Annotated in this window: 17 protein-coding genes and 1 tRNA gene; all 18 read right to left on the minus strand. The window is 39.1% G+C overall.

Going from position 1 to position 20,029, the window contains the following annotated elements:
* Positions 1-4: 4 nt before the first annotated feature.
* The 18 genes from ACIY19_RS02695 to leuB all read right to left on the minus strand — a co-directional run bounded on the left by ACIY19_RS02695 (position 5) and on the right by leuB (position 20,028).
* Positions 5-1,135, minus strand: a complete 1,131-nt coding sequence (locus tag ACIY19_RS02695) for a restriction endonuclease subunit S (protein ID WP_409002630.1) — start codon at positions 1,133-1,135, stop codon at positions 5-7.
* 33 nt (positions 1,136-1,168) lie between these two features.
* Entirely contained in the window at positions 1,169-2,134 is a 966-nt protein-coding gene (gene xerA, locus ACIY19_RS02700) for a site-specific tyrosine recombinase/integron integrase (RefSeq protein WP_409002631.1), read from the minus strand.
* Positions 2,135-2,251: 117 nt separating this feature from the next.
* Positions 2,252-2,665, minus strand: a complete 414-nt coding sequence (locus ACIY19_RS02705; protein ID WP_000158366.1) for a type II toxin-antitoxin system death-on-curing family toxin — start codon at positions 2,663-2,665, stop codon at positions 2,252-2,254.
* Positions 2,662-2,898: an AbrB family transcriptional regulator gene (locus tag ACIY19_RS02710; protein ID WP_000260605.1), complete on the minus strand. Its 237-nt coding sequence runs from the start codon at positions 2,896-2,898 to the stop codon at positions 2,662-2,664. Before ACIY19_RS02710 ends, ACIY19_RS02705 begins: the two co-directional genes overlap by 4 nt.
* Positions 2,899-2,974: 76 nt before the next feature.
* Positions 2,975-4,108: a restriction endonuclease subunit S gene (locus tag ACIY19_RS02715; protein ID WP_409002632.1), complete on the minus strand. Its 1,134-nt coding sequence runs from the start codon at positions 4,106-4,108 to the stop codon at positions 2,975-2,977.
* Between the two features lie 12 nt (positions 4,109-4,120).
* The gene (locus ACIY19_RS02720) at positions 4,121-5,614 is read right to left on the minus strand and encodes a class I SAM-dependent DNA methyltransferase (protein ID WP_042767806.1); all 1,494 of its coding nucleotides are present in this window, start codon (positions 5,612-5,614) and stop codon (positions 4,121-4,123) included.
* 146 nt (positions 5,615-5,760) lie between these two features.
* Positions 5,761-6,687: a bifunctional riboflavin kinase/FAD synthetase gene (locus ACIY19_RS02725; protein ID WP_409002633.1), complete on the minus strand. Its 927-nt coding sequence runs from the start codon at positions 6,685-6,687 to the stop codon at positions 5,761-5,763.
* 143 nt (positions 6,688-6,830) lie between these two features.
* On the minus strand, positions 6,831-10,370 hold the full coding sequence (smc, locus tag ACIY19_RS02730) for a chromosome segregation protein SMC (protein ID WP_409002634.1): 3,540 nt from the start codon (positions 10,368-10,370) through the stop codon (positions 6,831-6,833).
* Entirely contained in the window at positions 10,361-11,059 is a 699-nt protein-coding gene (gene rnc, locus ACIY19_RS02735) for a ribonuclease III (RefSeq protein WP_000661472.1), read from the minus strand. Before rnc ends, smc begins: the two co-directional genes overlap by 10 nt.
* A gap of 184 nt (positions 11,060-11,243) precedes the next feature.
* Positions 11,244-11,315: transfer RNA gene (locus ACIY19_RS02740), tRNA-Arg, on the minus strand.
* 67 nt (positions 11,316-11,382) lie between these two features.
* On the minus strand, positions 11,383-12,369 hold the full coding sequence (locus ACIY19_RS02745) for a GMP reductase (RefSeq protein WP_000931163.1): 987 nt from the start codon (positions 12,367-12,369) through the stop codon (positions 11,383-11,385).
* Positions 12,370-12,543: 174 nt separating this feature from the next.
* Positions 12,544-13,851, minus strand: a complete 1,308-nt coding sequence (locus tag ACIY19_RS02750; protein ID WP_409002664.1) for an McrC family protein — start codon at positions 13,849-13,851, stop codon at positions 12,544-12,546.
* On the minus strand, positions 13,835-15,778 hold the full coding sequence (locus tag ACIY19_RS02755) for an McrB family protein (protein WP_409002635.1): 1,944 nt from the start codon (positions 15,776-15,778) through the stop codon (positions 13,835-13,837). The genes ACIY19_RS02750 and ACIY19_RS02755 overlap by 17 nt, the downstream gene beginning before the upstream one ends.
* Positions 15,779-15,929: 151 nt before the next feature.
* Positions 15,930-16,709, minus strand: a complete 780-nt coding sequence (locus tag ACIY19_RS02760; RefSeq protein ID WP_409002636.1) for an L-threonylcarbamoyladenylate synthase — start codon at positions 16,707-16,709, stop codon at positions 15,930-15,932.
* Between the two features lie 26 nt (positions 16,710-16,735).
* Positions 16,736-17,329: a 3-isopropylmalate dehydratase small subunit gene (gene leuD, locus ACIY19_RS02765; protein ID WP_409002637.1), complete on the minus strand. Its 594-nt coding sequence runs from the start codon at positions 17,327-17,329 to the stop codon at positions 16,736-16,738.
* A gap of 9 nt (positions 17,330-17,338) precedes the next feature.
* Positions 17,339-18,721 carry a 3-isopropylmalate dehydratase large subunit gene (leuC, locus tag ACIY19_RS02770; RefSeq protein WP_409002638.1) on the minus strand — a complete coding sequence of 461 codons (1,383 nt, stop codon included), beginning with the start codon at positions 18,719-18,721 and terminating at the stop codon, positions 17,339-17,341.
* A gap of 3 nt (positions 18,722-18,724) precedes the next feature.
* Entirely contained in the window at positions 18,725-18,994 is a 270-nt protein-coding gene (locus ACIY19_RS02775) for a DUF1294 domain-containing protein (protein WP_409002639.1), read from the minus strand.
* Positions 18,991-20,028 carry a 3-isopropylmalate dehydrogenase gene (gene leuB / locus ACIY19_RS02780; RefSeq protein WP_045594891.1) on the minus strand — a complete coding sequence of 346 codons (1,038 nt, stop codon included), beginning with the start codon at positions 20,026-20,028 and terminating at the stop codon, positions 18,991-18,993. The genes ACIY19_RS02775 and leuB overlap by 4 nt, the downstream gene beginning before the upstream one ends.
* Position 20,029 lies beyond the last annotated feature (1 nt).

Raw genomic sequence — 20,029 nt, forward strand, 5'->3', positions numbered from 1 at the left:
ATAGCTATATTATACTAGATTTCAAGCTATTTCTCCACAGTTTTATAACTATCCCACAAGCAAATTGTGATTTGTCAACCTGAGCTACAAAGTCTGCGAATTCGTTTTGGAGGGAAAGAGGGGGGAGAATCAGTTCAAAATTTTTAATCAGTTGACCGTTTAAATTAGGTTGATTTCCTCCTCGTCCAAGTTCTCGTAATTCGCTATACCTTAGCATTAATTGATGCCAAATAAAAACTGGATTGTCTATTTCATTTGGAAATATAGCACCACATGCTTGGTTGCTAGTAGATTCAACTTTGAGGATTGCACTTCTTCCTCTTGTTTGTCCTTGACCATACATAGCAATTAATATTGTATTAACTGGAAAAAGTTTAAGAGATGTATTCTCTAAGGCAAATTTTGTGATTTTTTCCTCAGTTTCCGTAATTTCTTTATTTATTACCTCAGTTGTTTTTACCCAATTAATCGTTCCGCTATCCCAATATAATTTATTATCTCTTGATGGTGTACTTCCACTAGAAAGTTCAAATTTTTCACCTATTTTATATTTGGGGAATAATGTAGTATAAAAATCCCCAAACATCTCGTTAAATCGGGATTTTACAAGATGTTCAAACTCAATCAACTGTTCTTTTCTAGTATAAATAAGTTTATCAATTTTTTTAAGAACTTTAACTTGTTTCCTCTGTATATCATACGTTGGCAAAAAAATCTCAATATCATATGCAATACTTTTAGATATTTCCTTGAATGTTGCTCCTCTTCCCAAAATATTCAAATAATTTTTTCTTGATTTTAAAAAATAATACAAATATTCATTGTTGATTTTATTTGAGCAGATAAAATTTTTAAAACCTTGATTACAATACATCTCACATCCTGAAATAGCAACTTTACCTATCGGAGCACGAGATGATAGCAAAACCGTTCCCTTAGGAAATGATTTCAATCCCGTTTTTTCAATTCCTAACTTCGTAATTTTTCGTTGTGTGTCAAAAACGATAAAATCATCATCACTAATTTCTGCAGGAGTAATCCATTTGTATTCTCCATTCCAATAATTTGGATTACTACTCTTTGGAGTTGAGCCTGTAACTATCTCACAAATTTCCCCTAACTTCACTTTCTTCATGCAACCACCTCCTCGAAATATCGGGATTTGCAGTTAAGAGATGAATTTTTGATGCGAATGTTTAACGTTGCTTTGGTTTACCATGGCATAGGCCAGGGTTGTATCAATTTTGCTGTGACCAAGTAGTTTTTGGACTTGTTCAATAGGCATTCCTTTATCAATAGCCTTAGTCGCTAGGGTTCTTCTGAATTTATGTGGATGAACCTTTTGTATTCCAAGTTTTTGTCCTAATTTTCTCAATCGAATCTCGACACCAGCAATTCCAAGTCTCTGGGCTTTTCCAAGTAGCGTTACAAAAAGAGCTGGATGACTATCTTTTCTATAATTGAGATAGTTTCTTAAATGAATTTTCGTACGAGCATCAAAATATACGGGTCTTTCCTTTTTACCTTTTCCAAAAACAACGCACTCTCTGTTTTCAAAATCAATATCAGAACGATTCAACTGGACCAGTTCTCCTACACGCATACCTGTTGATGCTAGTAGGTCAATCATTGCCAAATCTCTTAAATTTTCACAATTATCTCTCATAATTTCGAGATGTTCATCCGTATAAGTTTCTTTCACATTTTGTTCTGTCTTAATTTTTTTAATCCTTCGAATAGGATTCTTGATGATATATTCCTCTTGCTCAAGCCAAGCAAAAAAAGAGGACAATATACGCCGAATATTGTCCAAATTCGCCTTACTACAGTCCTTTTCAGACTGGTAATTTGCTAAATAACTCCTTAAATCATCTGTTGTGAGTTGTGTCACAGACTCTTTAATAGCATTAAACAAGTTTTCAATCGTCCTCTGGTAATAACGAATTGTTTTTGAGCTACAGCCCTCTACCTGCTTGGCGGTAATAAATAGTTGCAACAGGTTATTATTCGAATACTTCTGCTGCTTTTTTCCGTCTACTAGATGATGTTCTAAACTCTCTCTCAACGCTAGTAATTGTTCATTATTTAAAAGAGGTAACATTTCTTGCATGATAATTGTAACTTTTGATTCCATAATTTCTCACTTTCTTATTCATCAATAAAAAGAGACAATATCAGTTTCTGCATTACAGAATTCTAATATTGTCTGTTCATTTATTTTCTTGTGCTCATTCAAATCCAGCATACTAGGTTACTTTTTGACCTTTTCTCTAACAGAATGTTCAGAAACCCATTTGGAGTAGCTTGTCATTTTTTCATCAGTTAAAGCTTCTACTGCGATGGTTACACACATTTTTACTGCTTCTTCTACCGTTACAGAAAAACGATAGCCGTTTAATTGTAAAAATTTGACCAAAACGAAGAAAGCAGTTCTTTTATTAGCATTAGCAAAAACATGCTTCTTTATCAATTGGACAAATAGTATCGTTGCTTTATCAAAAATTGTTGGATAAAGAGACTTCCCAAAGACAAATTGTTCTGGTAAGTTCACAATCATATTTAAGGCAGAAGAACTAACTGTTTGAATTTTCTCATTTGGAGAATACCGTTGAATTGCTAAAGCATTTATTTTTTCAATTTGCTTTTCTGTCAGATAGATTGTCATTTTTCCACCAAAGCTTTGAAAACATCGTCGTATTCGTCAAATATTTTATCTAAATTTAAGTCAAAGGCATCATCAGATACATAAGAAACCTGCTGCCCCAATTCTTCAGGAGTAAAGATAATCTCACCACTTGGTAACAATTTCGCTTCGTATTTAACACCACTTGGAATATTAAATTCACTTGGAATCGTAATGGTGATTGAATTTCCTTGTTTTCTTGTTTTTACTACCATCTGATTTCCTCCTTTGAAGTATTATAACAAATAATTACGGTAATTACAACGATAGTGTAAACTGCTATCTCAAATCTTAACCAAAATACTCCTGCATAAGTGATTTTTTCAAGGTTTCCAATTCTTCCAGAGATTTTTGAATTGCCAATTGTGATTTGTCGACCTGAGCTACAAAGTCTGCGAATTCGTTTTGGAGGGAAAGAGGGGGGAGGGGGAATTCTATCTTTCCAAGCTCAGATGCAGTAATCGCCATTTTAACACCACTGCCTTGTGAATTATTCTTTTGTACTTTCATATACTCACTTAACATAAATGTAAAGAACACTGGAATATACTTAGAATTATCTAACCGAATTTTCATAATAGATGGGTGCATTATACCTAGAGGGGCATCATTTGGTACTTGAAAAATTTCCCCAATTGTTCCTCTACAACTAACTATAATATCTCCACCATAAATCGAAAATCTCTTTAATTCCTTATATTTTTTTTCATCTACATACCTAGTTTCCAAATTCATTGTCTTTTTAATCGCGTGTTTTTGCTCATAAACCATACAGTATGATTTTTCTTTTTGAACAAAATACTCATTTTTTAATGAACTGCCAAAAGGACCAATAAACATTTCTTTTATAGAGTTATTTAATCTGTCAATATCAAAATTTGAATCATCCCCAAACATCTCGTTAAATCGGGATTTGACGAGCTCGTTATATTTCTCTGACTGTTTTTTACGAAAATTATAAATCTGCCTTATAGTATCCAGTTTCTTTGATATTATCTTCTGTTCTTGTATATCAGGCAAGAAAAACGAGATATTTTTAATTTTAGCAACTGAAAGATGTTTTACCGTTACAAAAGGAGTCTTGTCTTCAATTTCTTTCAAAAATTTAGGTATTATCCAAGAAAGATAACCTTCATCCACATTTTCATCAGTTATTCTTAACTTACAAACACGTTGATTAAGTAGTGCCAAATCTCCTTCCCATTTTTTCATTATAAAACTACCATCCATTGTAATCAATAAATCTCCCCTATGAATAAGATATTCTTCTGGAAAATCTCCTTCAAAGTAGGTATCAGAAAAACCTCTTTCTACATCTCGAATTCGTATTAAGGGGAGACCGATTTTTTTATCGTTAAATTGTGATGATTTAAAAGCGTAACCAGATAAAATCTCACAAACTTCCCCCAACTTCACTTTTTTCATACCTGTATCTCCCTACTTGAGCAATTCCTCTAACTCTGCTAATCCAGCTTGAATTTCTTTTTCTAGATCATTAATTTTCTTTAAGATGACTTCTGTTGGTTCATACTCAACTTTTTCATACTCAATTTCTTTGTATTTATTGATCGATAAATCATAATCATTATCCTTTATCTCATCGACTGGAACAAAGAAAGACTGGTCCGTTCTCTTACGTTCTGCTTCGTTGTCGAGTTGATGGAAACGTTCGATAATATCTGGAATATCATTATCACTGATCGGTTGTCGTTTATCATCCAAACTTAAACCATCTGCTTTCATATCGTAAAACCAGACCTTATCCGTTCCACCATTTCCAGTTTTTGTAAAGATGAGAATGGCAGTTGAAACTCCAGCATAAGGTTTGAAAACGCCACTTGGCATTGATATTACAGCATCCAATTTATGATTCTCTACAATTTCCTGACGAATTCCTTTATGGGCTTTAGAAGAACCAAAGAGGACACCGTCAGGTACAATAACTGCTGCACGTCCCCCTGGTTTCAATGTACGCAAGAAAAGAGCAAGGAAAAGTAATTCTGTTTTTTTGGTTTTTACAGTTGCAAGGAGATCATTTGAAGTTGAATCGTAGTCAAGTGACCCTTTAAATGGAGGATTTGCTAGAACTAAAGTGTATTTATCTGCTTCTTCATTATCTTGAGATAGTGAGTCAAGATAACTAATTTGTGGATTTTCCACTCCATGCAGCATCATGTTCATTGCACCAAGTCTCAGCATAGTTGTATCCGTATCATTTCCATGAAACATATTGTTATGAAAATGTTTGATATTATCTGGATTGGTTTCCCATTCATCTTTCTTACGCTTTAAGTAACGGCTAGCAGATACTAAGAAACCTGCAGAGCCCATAGCAGGATCTGAAACAATATCCTTGATAGTTGGTTGCATCAACTCAACCATCATATCGATGATGTGACGAGGTGTACGAAACTGTCCATTTTTACCTGCGGTTGACAATTTTGATAGCAGATATTCATAGATATCTCCAATATCATTAATTCCCTGTGTGTCACTATCAAAATCTATATCTGACCCTCTAGTTGGAAATTCGTCTAATATAGAAATCACCTTTTGAAGCGTAGCTGGTTTATTAATTTGAAAGATGGCTTCACGCATATAACGTGAAAAAGCTGTATCGTCAGTATCACCCTTAAGATTCTTAATAAATGGAAAAATCTCCTGGGTCATTAAACGATAAACTTCCTGAGCATCTCCTATATTTTTAAAAGTCGACCAACGGTATTCAGGTTTGTCTTTTGGAAAAATTCCCTCATAAGAAATCCCTAGAAACTCAGCATCGCTTTCGCGTCCAAGTTCAACACTATCCAAATCCTTCATAAACAGAAGATAAGTCAATTGTTCAATATTTGTTAGAGGATTTGCATTTCCTTCAGTCCACAGCATTTCCCATAGCTGATCAATTTTATTTTTTAATTCGCCTGTAATCATACTAGTCTCTCTTCTTTGGTTTTAAAGTCATGAATATCACTATTTTAACAGATTTTCAATTAAGATTCAATTATGTTCCTCGCTATAAAAATTTCTTTCAAAAATAAAAAAGCAAACACAAAATATGGTTCACTTTTTTAACTCTTCTACTCTCCACCCTTCCAGTTTCGAGCAATCTCTTCGTCTTTCTGGAGTTGGTCTACCAGTTCCTCTACGGAGTCAAATTTGACCATATCTCGGACACGGTCCAGCCAGTAGACCATGACGGTATCACCGTAAATATCATCTGAAAAATCGAAAATATTGACTTCAAAGCGTTGTTCTTCTCCATCAAAGGTAACATTTTTACCAACGCTCGCCATGCCACGATATCTCTGACGTTGCACCTCGACATCGACTACATAGACACCATCTGCTGGCATATAGGTTCGATCTCTTAGGACCAGATTGGCTGTTGGATAACCAATAGTACGCCCTCGTGCATTTCCATGAACGACCATTCCACGAGATGGGAGCGGAGTGCCGAGCAGATGATTGACTTCCTTTACATCTCCATCAAGAATAGCTTGGCGAATCCGTGTAGAACTAATCTTGCCCTTTTCATCCTCAACTGGAGGAACAATGATGATCTCTCCATCAAAATAGTCCTTCAGGTCATCCGCAGTTTTCTTATCTGAGCCAAAGGTATAGTCAAATCCTGCTACAATAATCGCTGGTTTTAAAGCTCGAACATAGGTATCAAAGAATTCTTGACCCGTTAGACTAGCAAATTTGCTACTAAAGTCAAGTAAGAATAGAGCCTCTACTCCATGCCACTTCATCTTGTGCTCTCGTTCCTCATGATTGACGATGTGAAGCATGAGTTCAGGTTGGTAAGGTTGTAAGGCAAGTTTTGGCGACTCTGTAAAGGTCATTACGACAACTGGCAGATAATCCTTCATCGAAGCCTTGCTGGCCACTTCAAAGAGTTTCTGATGTCCCTTGTGGATACCATCAAAATAACCTAGTACAAGGACTGTTTTCCCTGGTACTGCAATATCTTTTTCGTTCTTAATAGGTACTGTTGTAATCATGAAACTATTATATCATAGAGCAAGTCTTTTCGCTAAGAGGAAATCCCAAATGTCGTTTTTTGCGCCTGAACTGACCGTAAGAGAAGATTTAGCACTTTAGTTTTAAAAAATAGCACCTCCTAAGAGATGCTATCATTTGGTAACTAGTCTATTGTTTCTTCCAAATCTTTTAACTTAACCGAAACAATTTTAGATACACCTGATTCTTGCATGGTAACTCCATAGATAGAATCCGCTGCCGCCATCGTTCCCTTACGGTGGGTCACGACGATAAACTGACTATCCTTATCAAAGCGGTTGAGATAATCCCCAAAACGTTTGACATTAGCTTCATCCAGCGCCGCCTCTACCTCGTCCAAGATGACGAAAGGAATAGTCTTAACTCGGATGATTGAGAAGAGCAGAGCCAGAGCAGAAAGGGCTTTTTCACCACCACTCATGAGGTTGAGAGATTGGATTTTCTTACCTGGTGGTTGAACAGAAATCTCCACACCAGCTGTTAAAAGATCGCCCTCAGTCAATATCAAGTCTGCCTGACCACCGCCAAACATCTGTCTAAAGGTCACTTTAAAGGACTCACGAATAGCCTCAAAGGTTGATTTAAAGCGTTCCTTAACCTCATCATTCATCTCTGTGATGGTCTCAAGGAGTAGGTTTTTCGCAGACAAAATATCATCTCGTTGACTATTGAGGAAGTCCAGACGGTTGTGAACTTCTTCGTACTGGTCAATAGCGTCTAAGTTGACAGGGCCCAGCGAGCGAATAGCCTTCTCTAAATCCTTAACCTCTTGCTCCGCCAGGGTGAGATTTTCCAGTTCATGAGCCTTTTCTAGCGCCTCATTATAGCTAATCTGGTACTGGTCTGTTAATTGAGCTTGTAGATAGCGCAAGCGTTCGCTGACCTTTTCCTTCTTGGCTTCAGCACGTGTTTGCTTGCGAATCCACTCTTCGTTCTGCTGGCGAGCCTGATCCAAATGGCTGGCAATATCATCCAGTTGACCCTCGATATCATCCAATTCAAACTGCTTGCGAATCAGACCTTGTTGAAGATTGGCTTTCTGAGTTTTGACCTCTTCCGCCTGCTGACTTAGCAGATCCGTATCAACCTTCTCAAGATTATCAACCTTTTCTTGGAGGAGACGCTGGATTTCTTCTTGTTCAAGATTGAGGTTATCTAATTCCTTACCTAAGCGTTCAATATCAGTCACTTCATACCGCTTTTGTCCTTGCAGTTCTGACTTAAGCAAGCGCGCTTGCGCTACTTGTTCCTGCAAGTTTTGATAGCGTTCTTGAATAGCGTTTTTGTTAGACTTAATCTCTTCAATCTCAGCTTCTAGATTTTGCTTTTCTCTAGCAATAGTAGCAAGGCGCTCTTGGCATTTTTCCTTGTCCGCTTGCCAATCTCCTTCAGAAAGACGATTTAATTCCTCTTCTTGAAGTTTCCAAAGCGTTTCCAGTTCTTCGACCTGCTGATTGGTTTGTTGATAAGCAAGGTACAAGCCTTGCTCCTGAATACGAGCTTGCTCACCCTGAGATTTGATAGCTTCTAATCTTTCTGCCAATACCGCCATCTCATCTTGCAAGGTCTTCAAACTCGCTTCTTCTGACCGCAAGTTAGCTTCTTCCTCAGCAATTTCTTTTTGTAATTGCTCTAGTTCTGGCTTGATGAAGATACTGTTATTTTGACGATTGGCACCCCCCGCGTAGGAACCACCTGTACGCAACTCTGTCCCATCCAGTGTCACCATGCGAACCTGATAACGAACTTGACGAGCAGCTGCACGCGCATGTTCTACAGTATCAAAAATTGCTGTCGTAGCTAGCAAGTTCTTGAAAATGGCTTCTAGTCTCTTATCAAACGACACCAACTCATCTGCCATTCCCAGAAATCCTGGACTTGCTGCGATAGCATCTTGATTCTGACTAGAAATCGTACGTGCCTTGATCGTCGTCAATGGAAGAAAGGTTGCACGACCAGCTCTGTTACGTTTTAGGAAATCAATCGCCTTGGTTGCCGCGTTTTCATCTTCTACGATGATATGCTGACTGCTAGCTCCAAGCGCAATCTCTAGGGCAGTTTGATAATGAACATCAAAGGTCAAATGTTCACTGACTGCACCAATGATCCCAGCAAGACGGTCTTTTTCTTGAAGAACACTCTTAACACCCGCATAAAAATTACTATGATTTCTTAGGATGTTTTCCAAACTCTGGGCTCTAGCCTGCTTGTTTTTGAGACTGTCTAGACGATCAAAGAGTTGGCTCTGCTGGGCTTGGTAAGAAACTTTCTGCTCCTCTTGTTCCTTGGCACTAGCTTGGTAGTCTGCCAATAATTTCTGAACCTGCTCCTTGGCAGTTTCAAGCTCAGCCTCTTGCTGACTGGCCTTCTCTTTAGCTGTAGCCAGTTGTTCTTTCAGTTTCTCAAGTTGATCTGCTTGTTTTTGAGATAGTTGACGGCTGTTTTCCAACTCATTCTCGATACGGGTCAACTGGTTTGAGACATCCGCTTCTTCTTGTAAAAGAGCCACAAAACGTTCACGCAAGAGCTCGATCATCTGGTCAGGATCATCAGAAAATGCCAACAACTCTGCTTCTAGGCGATTGAGTTCCTTGTTATTTTCATCTAGACTTTCCTCTAACTGTTCTAAGTTCGCTTCTTTTTCAGCCTTTTCCTTACTTAGAGCCTTTCTCTTATCTTCCAAAGTCGCCAAACGGGCTTGTGCCTCTTGTTGGTTGAGGGCTACTTGCTCAGATTCCAGTTTAGACAGGGCTAGTTTTCGCTCTAAGTCACTGATCAAACTAGTCAAATCCATCAAACTTCCTTGATCCTTGGCCATTTCAGCTTGGATATCCTGACGTTTCTTTTTAAGAGTTTGATTTTCCTCTTCTAACTCTTCACGCTTTTGGTAATAGCTAGTCAAAAGTTCCTGAACTTGCGTTAGCTCTTCTTCTGTCAGCTCTAGTTCAGCCTTGTTTTCCTTGATTTGGGCAACCAGTACATCCAAGTAAATAGCCTTACGTTGACTATCCAAGTCGAGAAACTTGCGCGCATTCTCAGCTTGTTTTGCAAGGGGCTTGATTTGATTGTCCAACTCGTAGATAATGTCCTCTAAGCGGTCGAGATTGTCTTGAGTTTGTTGCAGTTTGCTTTCTGTTTCTTTACGACGAGTCTTGTATTTTAAAACCCCAGCAGCTTCTTCAAAAATAGCTCGGCGTTCTTCGGGCTTGGAGTTAAAAATCTCCTCAACCTTCCCTTGGGAAATGATGGAGAAGGAATCCCGTCCCAAACCTGTATCCAAGAAGAGGTCATGAATATCACGCAAGCGCACTTTCTTGCCATCAATTCGATACTCGCTATCTCCACTACGATAGATATGGCGTTCTACCTTAATGACTTGCCCTGCATCCTTGATGAAGCCATCTTCATTGTCCAAGGTCACGATAACAGAGGCATAATTGAGTGGTTTGCGACTTTCAGTTCCAGCAAAGATAACGTCAGGCATCTTGCCTCCACGAAGACTCTTGACACTAGACTCTCCCAAGGCCCATCGCAAACTTTCTGTGATATTTGACTTCCCAGAACCATTGGGCCCAACGACAGCTGTCACACCTTGGTCAAAGACGACCTTTGTCTTGTCAGCAAAGGACTTGAATCCCTGAATCTCAATTTCCTTTAAATACATGAATCCAGCCCTTTCTCAACTGCATTTTTCGCGGCCTCTTGTTCTGCTAATTTTTTAGAACGGCCTTGACCTTTTCCGATGCTCTTGCCCTCAACCAGAACTTCTACATCAAAAACCTTGTCATGGGCAGGTCCCGTTTCAGAGGTCACCTGGTAACGAATATCTACATCTCCATTGACTTGGAGCAACTCTTGCAGGTGTGTCTTGTAATCCTTAATCATTTCAAAGTCACCTGCTTCGACCTTGGGAATCATGACCTGATAGATGAACTCTTTTACTCTAGCAACATCCTTGTCCAAAAGCAATGCTCCCAAAAAGGCTTCAAAGGCATCTCCAAGAATGGTGTCACGATTGCGCCCACCAGACTTTTCTTCTCCTTTTCCTAGCTTGATAAACTGATCAAACTGGCAATCACGCGCAAAACCAGCCAAACTCTCCTCACGGACAATCATAGCACGGAGTTTAGACAAATCTCCCTCTGGTTTCTTGGGATATTTTTTATACAGATATTCTGAAATCAATAATTGCAGAACAGCGTCTCCTAAAAATTCCAAGCGCTCATTGTGTGAAATTTTTAAGAGGCGGTGCTCATTGGCATAACTCGTATGGGTAAAAGCCGTTTCCAGTAAGTTTTTGTCTGCAAATTCGATTGCAAAACGCTTCTTTAGTACAGTTTGTAATTCTTTCATACCAACCTCTTTCTAACTGATAACAGTCTTTCTTATTATATCAAAAAAAGCCCCCTGAGTCACTTTAAAACGGGACTAGAGGGGATTTGAGCATTTTTTAGAACAAACTTTTCAATTTTAGGGGCAAATTTGGAGCGAAATAAAGAAAAAAGCCTTTGAATAAGGCTTTCTTAGGCTATTTGCATCCACCCTGAGGGAATCGAACCCCCATCTCAAGAACCGGAATCTTACGTGATATCCATTACACTAAGGGTGGAAACTTGTCTTATTATAACAGAAATTTGCTCTAATAACAAGTTTTTTATGGATGGAGTATGCGTCCATTAGTGGGATGCATCACCATTCCAGATAGAGTTTTTCACAATCACATAATCAACGTGCTTGAGGTCAGCAACCTTGCGTCCACCTGCATAGGAAATGGCACTTTGCAGATCCTGCTCCATCTCAGTAAGGGTATCTTGCAAATGTCCTTTGGCAGGAAGTAAGATGCGTTTTCCTTCCACGTTTTTATAAGCACCCTTTTGATATTGAGAAGCTGAACCATAGTATTCTTTGAACTGTTCACCGTCGACTTCAATCGTCTTTCCTGGGCTTTCGATGTGTCCTGCAAAAAGGGAACCAATCATGACCATGCTGGCACCGAAACGGATAGACTTAGCAATATCGCCATGAGTACGAATCCCACCATCAGCGATGATCGGTTTACGAGCCGCTTTAGCACACCAGCGAAGTGCTGCCAACTGCCAGCCACCTGTACCAAAACCAGTCTTGACCTTGGTGATACAAACCTTACCAGGACCGATTCCAACCTTAGTAGCATCCGCACCGGCATTTTCCAATTCACGAACAGCTTCTGGAGTTCCAACATTCCCAGCAATGACAAAAGTATCTGGCAATTCTTTCTTGATGTGTTGAATCATAGAAATCACGCTATCCGCATGACCATGAGCAATATCAATCGTGATATACTCAGGAGCATCAGCCTTGAGCTGGCTAACAAAGTCATACTCGTAATCCTTGACACCGACAGAAATGGAAGCAATAAGCCCTTGATCGTGCATGCGTTTGATAAAAGGAATGCGCCCAGCCTCATCAAAACGATGCATAATGTAGAAGTAGCCACCTTTAGCCAGTTGTTCTGCTACGTTCTCATCCAAAATCGTCTGCATATTTGCTGGTACAACAGGTAGTTTGAAAGTGTGATTTCCAAGTGTGACACTCGTGTCTGCTTCTGCACGACTTTTAATGACACATTTATTTGGGATCAACTGAATATCTTCGTAATCAAAAATTGGAAATTCATTTAACATATCGATGTCTCGTTTCTTTTGTAATGACCTACCTATGCTTACGCATCCCTACGCCTTTTTCCGACGTTTCCTTGACTTATTATAAACCAAAGTACAGTTTTTGTCAAATATTTTTAATAATCAAATTATATCGTTCGGAAATTACTTATATAAATAGCAAAAAAAGCGAAGAGATTACTTTCTCCCCACTTCTTCATCAATAATCGCTTTAAAAATTTCTTCGGAACTTTCCATCATTTTACAAAACGCACTGTAGGATGAAGCATTCTGAGGAATTTGGATAGACCATTTCTTCAACAAAGCTCCATAACCTGCTAGCTTTCCTATTTCATTATCAACAACCTTGTCCTTGCTCGGAAAAACAAGACCAGCTTTCTCAGCTTTTAAAATATAAGAATAGGAAATCAGCTGGAATAAGTCCTCACGGTTGATTCCTTTCTCAGTATCTTCAAGTTTTTTATATTTAGCATCTAGAACTATTTTTAACTCTTTATGATAAAAATCTGGATATACTTTTCGTTTCCCAACAGAAAATACTGAAATTCCATCCGTCTTATCCTTATTTCTGGGATGTACAAAACCTTTTGGCAACAAGGTGTAAACATACTCTTCCCAAAGCCAGGCAACATCAAAAAGAATACCATGGATTTTTTGCTCTTGATATCCTAAACCGTGCTTTTCTTGGTTTAGGATCATCAGGCAAAGCTCCTGTAACTTTCTGTACTCTCTGAAGTAGGCGTGTCGGATGGGTTTGATTTTATTCATTCTGATAATCTTAGCACGATCAGCGAGTTTATAAGACGGACTTACACGGATAATTTCAGCTATAGTTTCACGATTATTATCAAGCAAAGATCTGAAACTTTTTTGAATCTTTATGTACTCAATCGTATGCCGAATCAATTGCATGAGTGGATTATCATAGGTGAACTCTCTCGTTGTGTAGGCAACATTTCCCATAAAAGGAGCATTTCTCTTAAGATGATTTCTTACATCTATCACTCCCTTTACATGACTGTCGTTATGAGAAAATCTTTGGTATTCCTTATAAAGACCTTTTCGAATTGCAGCTTGTAGATACTTGGGGAAGAGATACATCAAAAGTTGATAGAGCTTATCTTCACGCGACAAAGCTACATCTAAACTAGTGAGATTGATATGAAGAACCTTTTGTAAAAGATAATGCAAAAAATGGTCGTTATTTTCATCAGAAAAACGAGAGGAAATCGTCAATTTTTCCTGACCACACCCCAGAAAACCAATCACATTTCCGGTCTTAATTTCCTGATTGACAGTTTCAAAAATCTTTTGGTCCTTCTCTAAATCAGGAGTATGAGTCAAATCATTTGGAAAAATAAAGATATTATCCTCTCTAGAAAGGTTATCCAGTGTTCTATCAAGAAGAGCTTGACTTAGTTTGGGATATTCTGCGACAAAACCTTCTTTAGCAATTCTATGCTGATTATCAGTGATCCGCATCATCGTTTTCATCGCCTTCATTGTCATCAGCTACTGCCTGATCTTTTTGCTCATTCTTTGTCAGATCGAATGCTTTTTTCAATGTTTCTAGAGTTTCAGCTTCATCATAAGAACCACGTACATAATCTTCCAAAAGTGGTTTGAGATAATCAGACCAAAGTAATTCATAATCATATTTCAATTTTTTTAAATTACAGAAATAACTTGGTCCGATATGATAATGACTGTTTAATTCCTGAACGTTTTCAATAGCAGCATTCAAGTTCCTTAGTCGAATTTTAGCTTCTTTTGCATCTTCACCTAGTTCTTCATCTAGAATATAAAGTTGACTTTCAGCAGTAACTTCAACAAAACGAAAACGACGACGCATAGCAAAATCAAAGGTGTCCACCGAACGATCAATATCATTCATTGTTCCGATGATGTAGACATTTTCAGGGATATAAAATTTCTCATCCGACTCATGTAAATTAGCATACTGGGTGGAAACACTCCCCTTTTCACCACGATAACCAGGGTCGATAGAGAAAAAGAGTTCACCAAAAATCTTAGAAATCTCACCACGATTGATTTCATCGATGATGAAGACGAATTTCTTATCAGTATCAATTTCTGTTGGAGAAATATAATCTTTCAGACCAAATCTTTTCTTTAAAGTTTCTAGGACTTTTTTTCCTTGATTACGATAATAAGGCTGTTTCAGATATTTTTCATCTTTATAGAGTTCATAAACATAAGATTTTGTTAAGCAAGTTCCTTGGGCTTTAGTTTCATAATTGATATTAAAATTATTTCTACTATTTACTGTGAGATAGGAAAATTCTGTCAAATATTCTTTTTCATCTCTGCTATTTACATATTCAAGATAAAGATCCCAAGCTTCATCAAAATTATCTTGTCCTCCAGTTTTCTGAGCTTCTTTAGCCTTCTGACAAAACTTCTTAAAGATCCCATCTTCTAGCCTAAACTCAATAGCTCCATCCCCATTTGATACTGGTCTTAAACCCTCCACAAAATCCGTATAGTCATAAGATGGGTGAAACTGTATAAATTCGATTTGGTCTTCGTTGCCACCCGTTAATTCTTTAGCAATTTCTTTAGCAAGATAAGTTTTTCCTGTACCAGGAGCACCACGGAGAATGAGGTTTTTGGATTGTAATAAGATATTACTCAAGGGATGATGAATACTATTTTGTTCAGACATTTCTTTCTCTCCTTGCTTATTATCACTGTCTATAAAATCTTTTGAATATTCAAATAAAACACTACCCAAAATTGAAGATTCTAGTTCAGGATAGGTTTTAGAAAATAGTTTACAAATCTCATGATTCTGACGATAGGGTCCTCCTTGATTACTTTGAGGAATCAACCTATTCCAAAATTCATTTTGACTATTCATATTTACTCCTAAAAAAGAAGGATTCTCAGAATAAATACAAAGTAGTTTTGTTACCACTGCAGAACGCCTAATAAATTCATTCTTTGACTTTTTCATGTCAAAGATAGGATTATTGAAATCCAACATTCTACCAACTTGGATGATCTCATACAAATCCAATTTTAATTTGTTAAATCGGTCTTCTAGTTCTGATTCTGGAATGATTTTATTAGCTTGATTCTTATAGTTTTTGGTATCCTCATTCCAATAAATACCAAATTTTGAAGAACCTCCTCCACCAATCCCCATAAATAATGATTGGTACTTTCCTGTCTCAAGAGCATAGCAAAAAGAATTACTTTTAGCACCTTTCCCAATGACATAATCATCAATAGACATGGTTAAAATTCTATCAAGTGGCCACTCTTTAAGAAATTCTTCACGTAATTGTTCATTGTAAATACTATATTTAGATGCATCTTCTCTTAATCTTATTTTATTTTCTTGGTACCAGTCATAAAAATCTTCCAGACTAACTTTTCTTTTCAACATCAATCTTACTCCTTTTATAATAATGTTCGAATAAAAAACTATATATTTCATATATAGAATATCATATCCTATAGAAAAAGAAAAGAACTTCTAAAAAAAGCCCAGCGTTAGGAGCTTCAATGACTCTTAACACTAGACTTCTTTTTTTATCTTAGTAATACTCTCCCTGACGGTAGTCCCATGAGTTAAAGGTATCTGACAAATGCATCATGATTTTATCAATGTCAAGCCCTTTACGGATAACGACTGGTGCTGGTGAGATTGAACGGGCTCCTCCTTGTTCTGGGATGAGTTTCCCATCTTTATCAACCATAGACACCATTACACCTTGCTCGTAGCGCGTTTCAATCGTTTTGTCAGGTTGGATGGATGCCACATAGTCGTCTGCTTCGATGACAAGGTCCACTGCTCCTTCGATACGTTCTCCGATACCTTCCACCTTACCACGGTTTCCTTTACCAGATGGGTTGGCTGATGAGGCGTAGACCATCTTGCCTTCTTCCCAAAGCTTGGCAGCCAATTGTTCACCAGCTTTACCAAACTTGATGACAAAACAGCTAGTACCACGAACGTCTGTCATGAGTTCTTCACGACCATCCCCATATGCTTTGAGTTTTTCAAAAGCTTCTGGTTTCCAAGGAAGGATACAACCTAGGAGAATGTCTTCGTCCCAATGTTTTTGGTAGAAGGCTTCAATTTCTGGGTTGAGTTGTGCTAAAGCGCGAAGCTCATCCATGCTACCACAAAGTACAACACCTGGTTTGTTATGGTTACGCTCTTTGGCTTCAAATTTGCGTTCAAGACCTGCCTTATCGCTCGTCATGATAATGTAACCAACTTTTGTAGGGCAAACAATACAACCGCCCTCACCTTTTAAAATGTCATATCCTTCTTGTGAAAGTGTTCCGTTCCATTGAATGTGTTTTGTCATAGTTCTATAGTTCCTTTTCTATTTTTCTAATCCTGCCAGTAGGCTGGTCGTTGTTTTTCATAAGCAGCAATCAAATCTTCATACTGCAAAGTAATTCCGATATCATCCAAACCATTTAAGAGCTTGTGTTTCCACTCGCTATCGATTTCGAAAGTGAATTCTCCAACTGGTGAGATGATTTTTTGTTGTTCCAAGTCCACAGTTACCTGGTCGATCGGTTTGAGTTGGGCTAGTTTCTCTCTAACCTCTCTAGGCTGAACAATAGGCAACATGCCATTATTGAGTTCATTATTGTAATGAATGTCCCCGAAAGATCCTGCAATCACGACCTTAAAACCATAGTCAGCTAGAGCCCAAGCTGCGTGTTCCCTCGAAGACCCCGCACCAAAGTTATCCCCCGAGATGAGAATACTAGCTTTACGATATTCAGGTCGGTTAAAGACAAAGTCTGGATCCTCAGTGTAGTTATCGTCCAGATAACGCCAAGCATACATGAGGTACTTACCAAAGCCTTTCTTATCAATTAACTTGAGAAACTGCTTGGGGAGTATTTGGTCAGTGTCAATGTTATCATTCATGAGAGTAACGGTCGTTCCCGTATAAACTGTAAATTTCTCCATATCCTCTCCTTACGGGGCCTCTGGAATTTGCCGAACATCTACGAACCGCCCTGCGATAGCCGCCGCAGCTGCCATAGCTGGACTGCAGAGATGGGTCTTAGCACCAAAGCCTTGTCTGTCTTCAAAATTGCGGTTGCTGGTTGAAGCACAGTGGACGCCATCAGGGACCTTGTCGGGATTCATACCTAGGCACATAGAGCAACCTGGGTCTCGCCACTCAAAACCAGCATCTAGGAAAACCTTATCCAAGCCCAACCTCTCCGCAGCTCGTTTCACAGGACGAGAACCTGGTACTACGATTGCTGTTAGATTGGGAGCAATTTTCTTCCCTTTGACAAATCGCGCAGCCAGCTGTAAGTCACTGAGACGAGCATTGGTACAAGACCCGATAAAAATATAGCCTAGTTCAATGTCCGCTGGCTTTTGACCAGGCTCCAAGTTCATGTAATGATAAGCTCGTTCATCATTCATATCCTTAATTTCTGGAAAACTACTGTCAAAGTCGACGCCCATAGCAGGATTGGTTCCCCAGGTCACCATAGGAGCCAAGTCTGAGACATCCATCCGGATAACCTTATCATAAACAGCATCACTATCACTGACAAGGGTCTTCCAGTCGGCAACTGCCTCCTCGAAAGCTTCGGGAACACATTCCCGTCCCTTGAGATAGTCATAGGTAGTCTGATCTGGATTCATAATTCCCATCTTAGAACCAAACTCGATGGACATATTGCAGATAGTCATTCTCTCTTCCATGGTCAGTGCATCAATCGCTTGCCCACGATATTCTACCACATATCCTACACCACAGGCAACGCCATACTTGGCAATCAAGGCGAGAATGTAATCCTTAGAATAAACTCCTTTTTGAGGAACACCAGTGAATTCTACCAACATTTTCTTAGGTTTAACTTGCCAGAGTGTCTGGGTAGCAAAGACATGCTCGACCTCACTGGTCCCAATCCCAAAGGCGATAGCTCCGAAAGCTCCGTGAGTAGCTGTGTGGCTATCTCCACAGACGATGAATTTTCCTGGTTGCGTCCGTCCTGTTTCTGGACCAACCATGTGAACGATGCCCTGCTTTTCAGAACCGTGGGCCGCATGTTCAATCCCAAACTCCTCAACATTTTCAGCAAGCTTATCAATTTGAGCCTTGGAAATGACATCTCGAATATCATAGATGTTGACCGTTGGTACATTGTGGTCAAAGGTCCCAAATGTCAAGTCTGGTCGTCTCAATCTGCGGCCCGCATCTCTTAATCCTTGAAAAGCTTGAGGACTGGTCACTTCATGAATATAGTGCTGGTCCACATACATGAGTTGGGGCTGCCCCTCTTCTCCTGTGATGACATGGCGGTCCCATAATTTATCAAAAATCGATTTTCCTGCCATCCATTACCTCCAAATAAAATATAGGGCTACTAGTGTGGTTACCATGCCAAGGAACCAAACCGTTTTAAAATACCATTTTCGAGTCTTGTGGTGAAAGGTCATTCCTGCTAGCCATGCACCAAAACCACCACAGACAAGTGCTATCGTCAAGAGAATCTTCTCTGGGATCCGCCAAGCACCTCTCCTTGCCTTGGATTTGTCAATGCCATAAATCAAGAAAATCAGCAAATTCCAAATCAAGAGAGCTAGCGTGATTCCTTCATTTATCTTCATAGTCTTTCAATGATGGCTTCTGTCATTTCCTTGGTCGAAGCCTGTCCTCCAATATCTTTCGTTAAAATTCCTGCTGCCAAACAGTTCTCAACAGCATGTTCGATACGCTCCGCATCCTCATAATGTCCAAAACTATCTCTCAACATCATGGCTACTGATAAAATCATGGAAATAGGGTTGGCAATTCCTTGACCTGCAATATCAGGCGCTGAACCATGAATAGGCTCATAGAGACTTGGACCTTTTTCAGAATGACTGGCTGATGGCATGACTCCAAGTGTACCAGATAGAACACTTGATTCATCAGATAAGATATCTCCGAAAAGATTCTCCGTCACGATGACATCAAACTTGGCAGGATTGGTAATCATAAGCATGGCAGCTGAGTCCACCAACTGGTGTTCCAAGGTCACATCTGGGAAATCCTGCGCGACTTCCTCAGCTACTCTGCGCCAGAGTTTTGAGGTCGCTAGAACATTTTGCTTATCGATACTAGTAACGAGTTTTCTACGATTTCTTGCAATTTCAAAAGCCTTGCGAATAATCCGCTCTACTTCTTCGTAGCTGTAGTCGTTGATATCACGCGCTTTTCGCTCTTCAAGGATATGATCCCCAAAGTAAATCCCACCTGTCAACTCACGTACCACGACAAAGTCTACACCAGCAATTCGTTCCGGTTTGAGAGGTGACAAATGCTTGAGACTTTCAAAGATTTTTACGGGGCGAATATTGGCATAAAGATTGAGTTCCTTACGGAGGGCCAGCAGTCCTTGTTCAGGCCGAATCGCTGCCCCATCATACTGGGGACTACCAATAGCCGCTAGGAGAATAGCATCTGCTCCTCTACATGCCTTGAGGGTCTCATCAGGTAAGGGATGCCCCTCAGCATCAATACCTGCCCCTCCAAAAGGTCGCCCATCTATCTCATAGTCAAAGCCCGTTTTTTCAGCTAGGGCCTCCAAAACTTCCAAACCAGCTTCCATAATTTCTGGACCGATTCCATCCCCTGCTAAAGAAACTATTTTTTTTGTCATA

It is taken from the genome of Streptococcus sp. ST14, from assembly GCF_046098195.1.
Lineage (GTDB): Bacteria > Bacillota > Bacilli > Lactobacillales > Streptococcaceae > Streptococcus.

Coding starts and splice junctions, on each gene's coding strand:
- rnc (WP_000661472.1), bottom strand. CDS start 11,059: ATGAAAGAATTACAAACTGTACTAAAGAAGCGTTTTGCAATCGAATTT.
- ACIY19_RS02745 (WP_000931163.1), bottom strand. CDS start 12,369: ATGTTAAATGAATTTCCAATTTTTGATTACGAAGATATTCAGTTGATC.
- ACIY19_RS02760 (WP_409002636.1), bottom strand. CDS start 16,709: ATGACAAAACACATTCAATGGAACGGAACACTTTCACAAGAAGGATAT.
- ACIY19_RS02695 (WP_409002630.1), bottom strand. CDS start 1,135: ATGAAGAAAGTGAAGTTAGGGGAAATTTGTGAGATAGTTACAGGCTCA.
- ACIY19_RS02725 (WP_409002633.1), bottom strand. CDS start 6,687: ATGATTACAACAGTACCTATTAAGAACGAAAAAGATATTGCAGTACCA.
- smc (WP_409002634.1), bottom strand. CDS start 10,370: ATGTATTTAAAGGAAATTGAGATTCAGGGATTCAAGTCCTTTGCTGAC.
- leuD (WP_409002637.1), bottom strand. CDS start 17,329: ATGGAGAAATTTACAGTTTATACGGGAACGACCGTTACTCTCATGAAT.
- ACIY19_RS02715 (WP_409002632.1), bottom strand. CDS start 4,108: ATGAAAAAAGTGAAGTTGGGGGAAGTTTGTGAGATTTTATCTGGTTAC.
- xerA (WP_409002631.1), bottom strand. CDS start 2,134: ATGGAATCAAAAGTTACAATTATCATGCAAGAAATGTTACCTCTTTTA.
- ACIY19_RS02705 (WP_000158366.1), bottom strand. CDS start 2,665: ATGACAATCTATCTGACAGAAAAGCAAATTGAAAAAATAAATGCTTTA.
- ACIY19_RS02755 (WP_409002635.1), bottom strand. CDS start 15,778: ATGTTGAAAAGAAAAGTTAGTCTGGAAGATTTTTATGACTGGTACCAA.
- ACIY19_RS02775 (WP_409002639.1), bottom strand. CDS start 18,994: ATGAAGATAAATGAAGGAATCACGCTAGCTCTCTTGATTTGGAATTTG.
- ACIY19_RS02720 (WP_042767806.1), bottom strand. CDS start 5,614: ATGATTACAGGCGAATTAAAAAATAAAATTGATCAGCTATGGGAAATG.
- leuB (WP_045594891.1), bottom strand. CDS start 20,028: ATGACAAAAAAAATAGTTTCTTTAGCAGGGGATGGAATCGGTCCAGAA.
- ACIY19_RS02750 (WP_409002664.1), bottom strand. CDS start 13,851: ATGATGCGGATCACTGATAATCAGCATAGAATTGCTAAAGAAGGTTTT.
- leuC (WP_409002638.1), bottom strand. CDS start 18,721: ATGGCAGGAAAATCGATTTTTGATAAATTATGGGACCGCCATGTCATC.
- ACIY19_RS02710 (WP_000260605.1), bottom strand. CDS start 2,898: ATGGTAGTAAAAACAAGAAAACAAGGAAATTCAATCACCATTACGATT.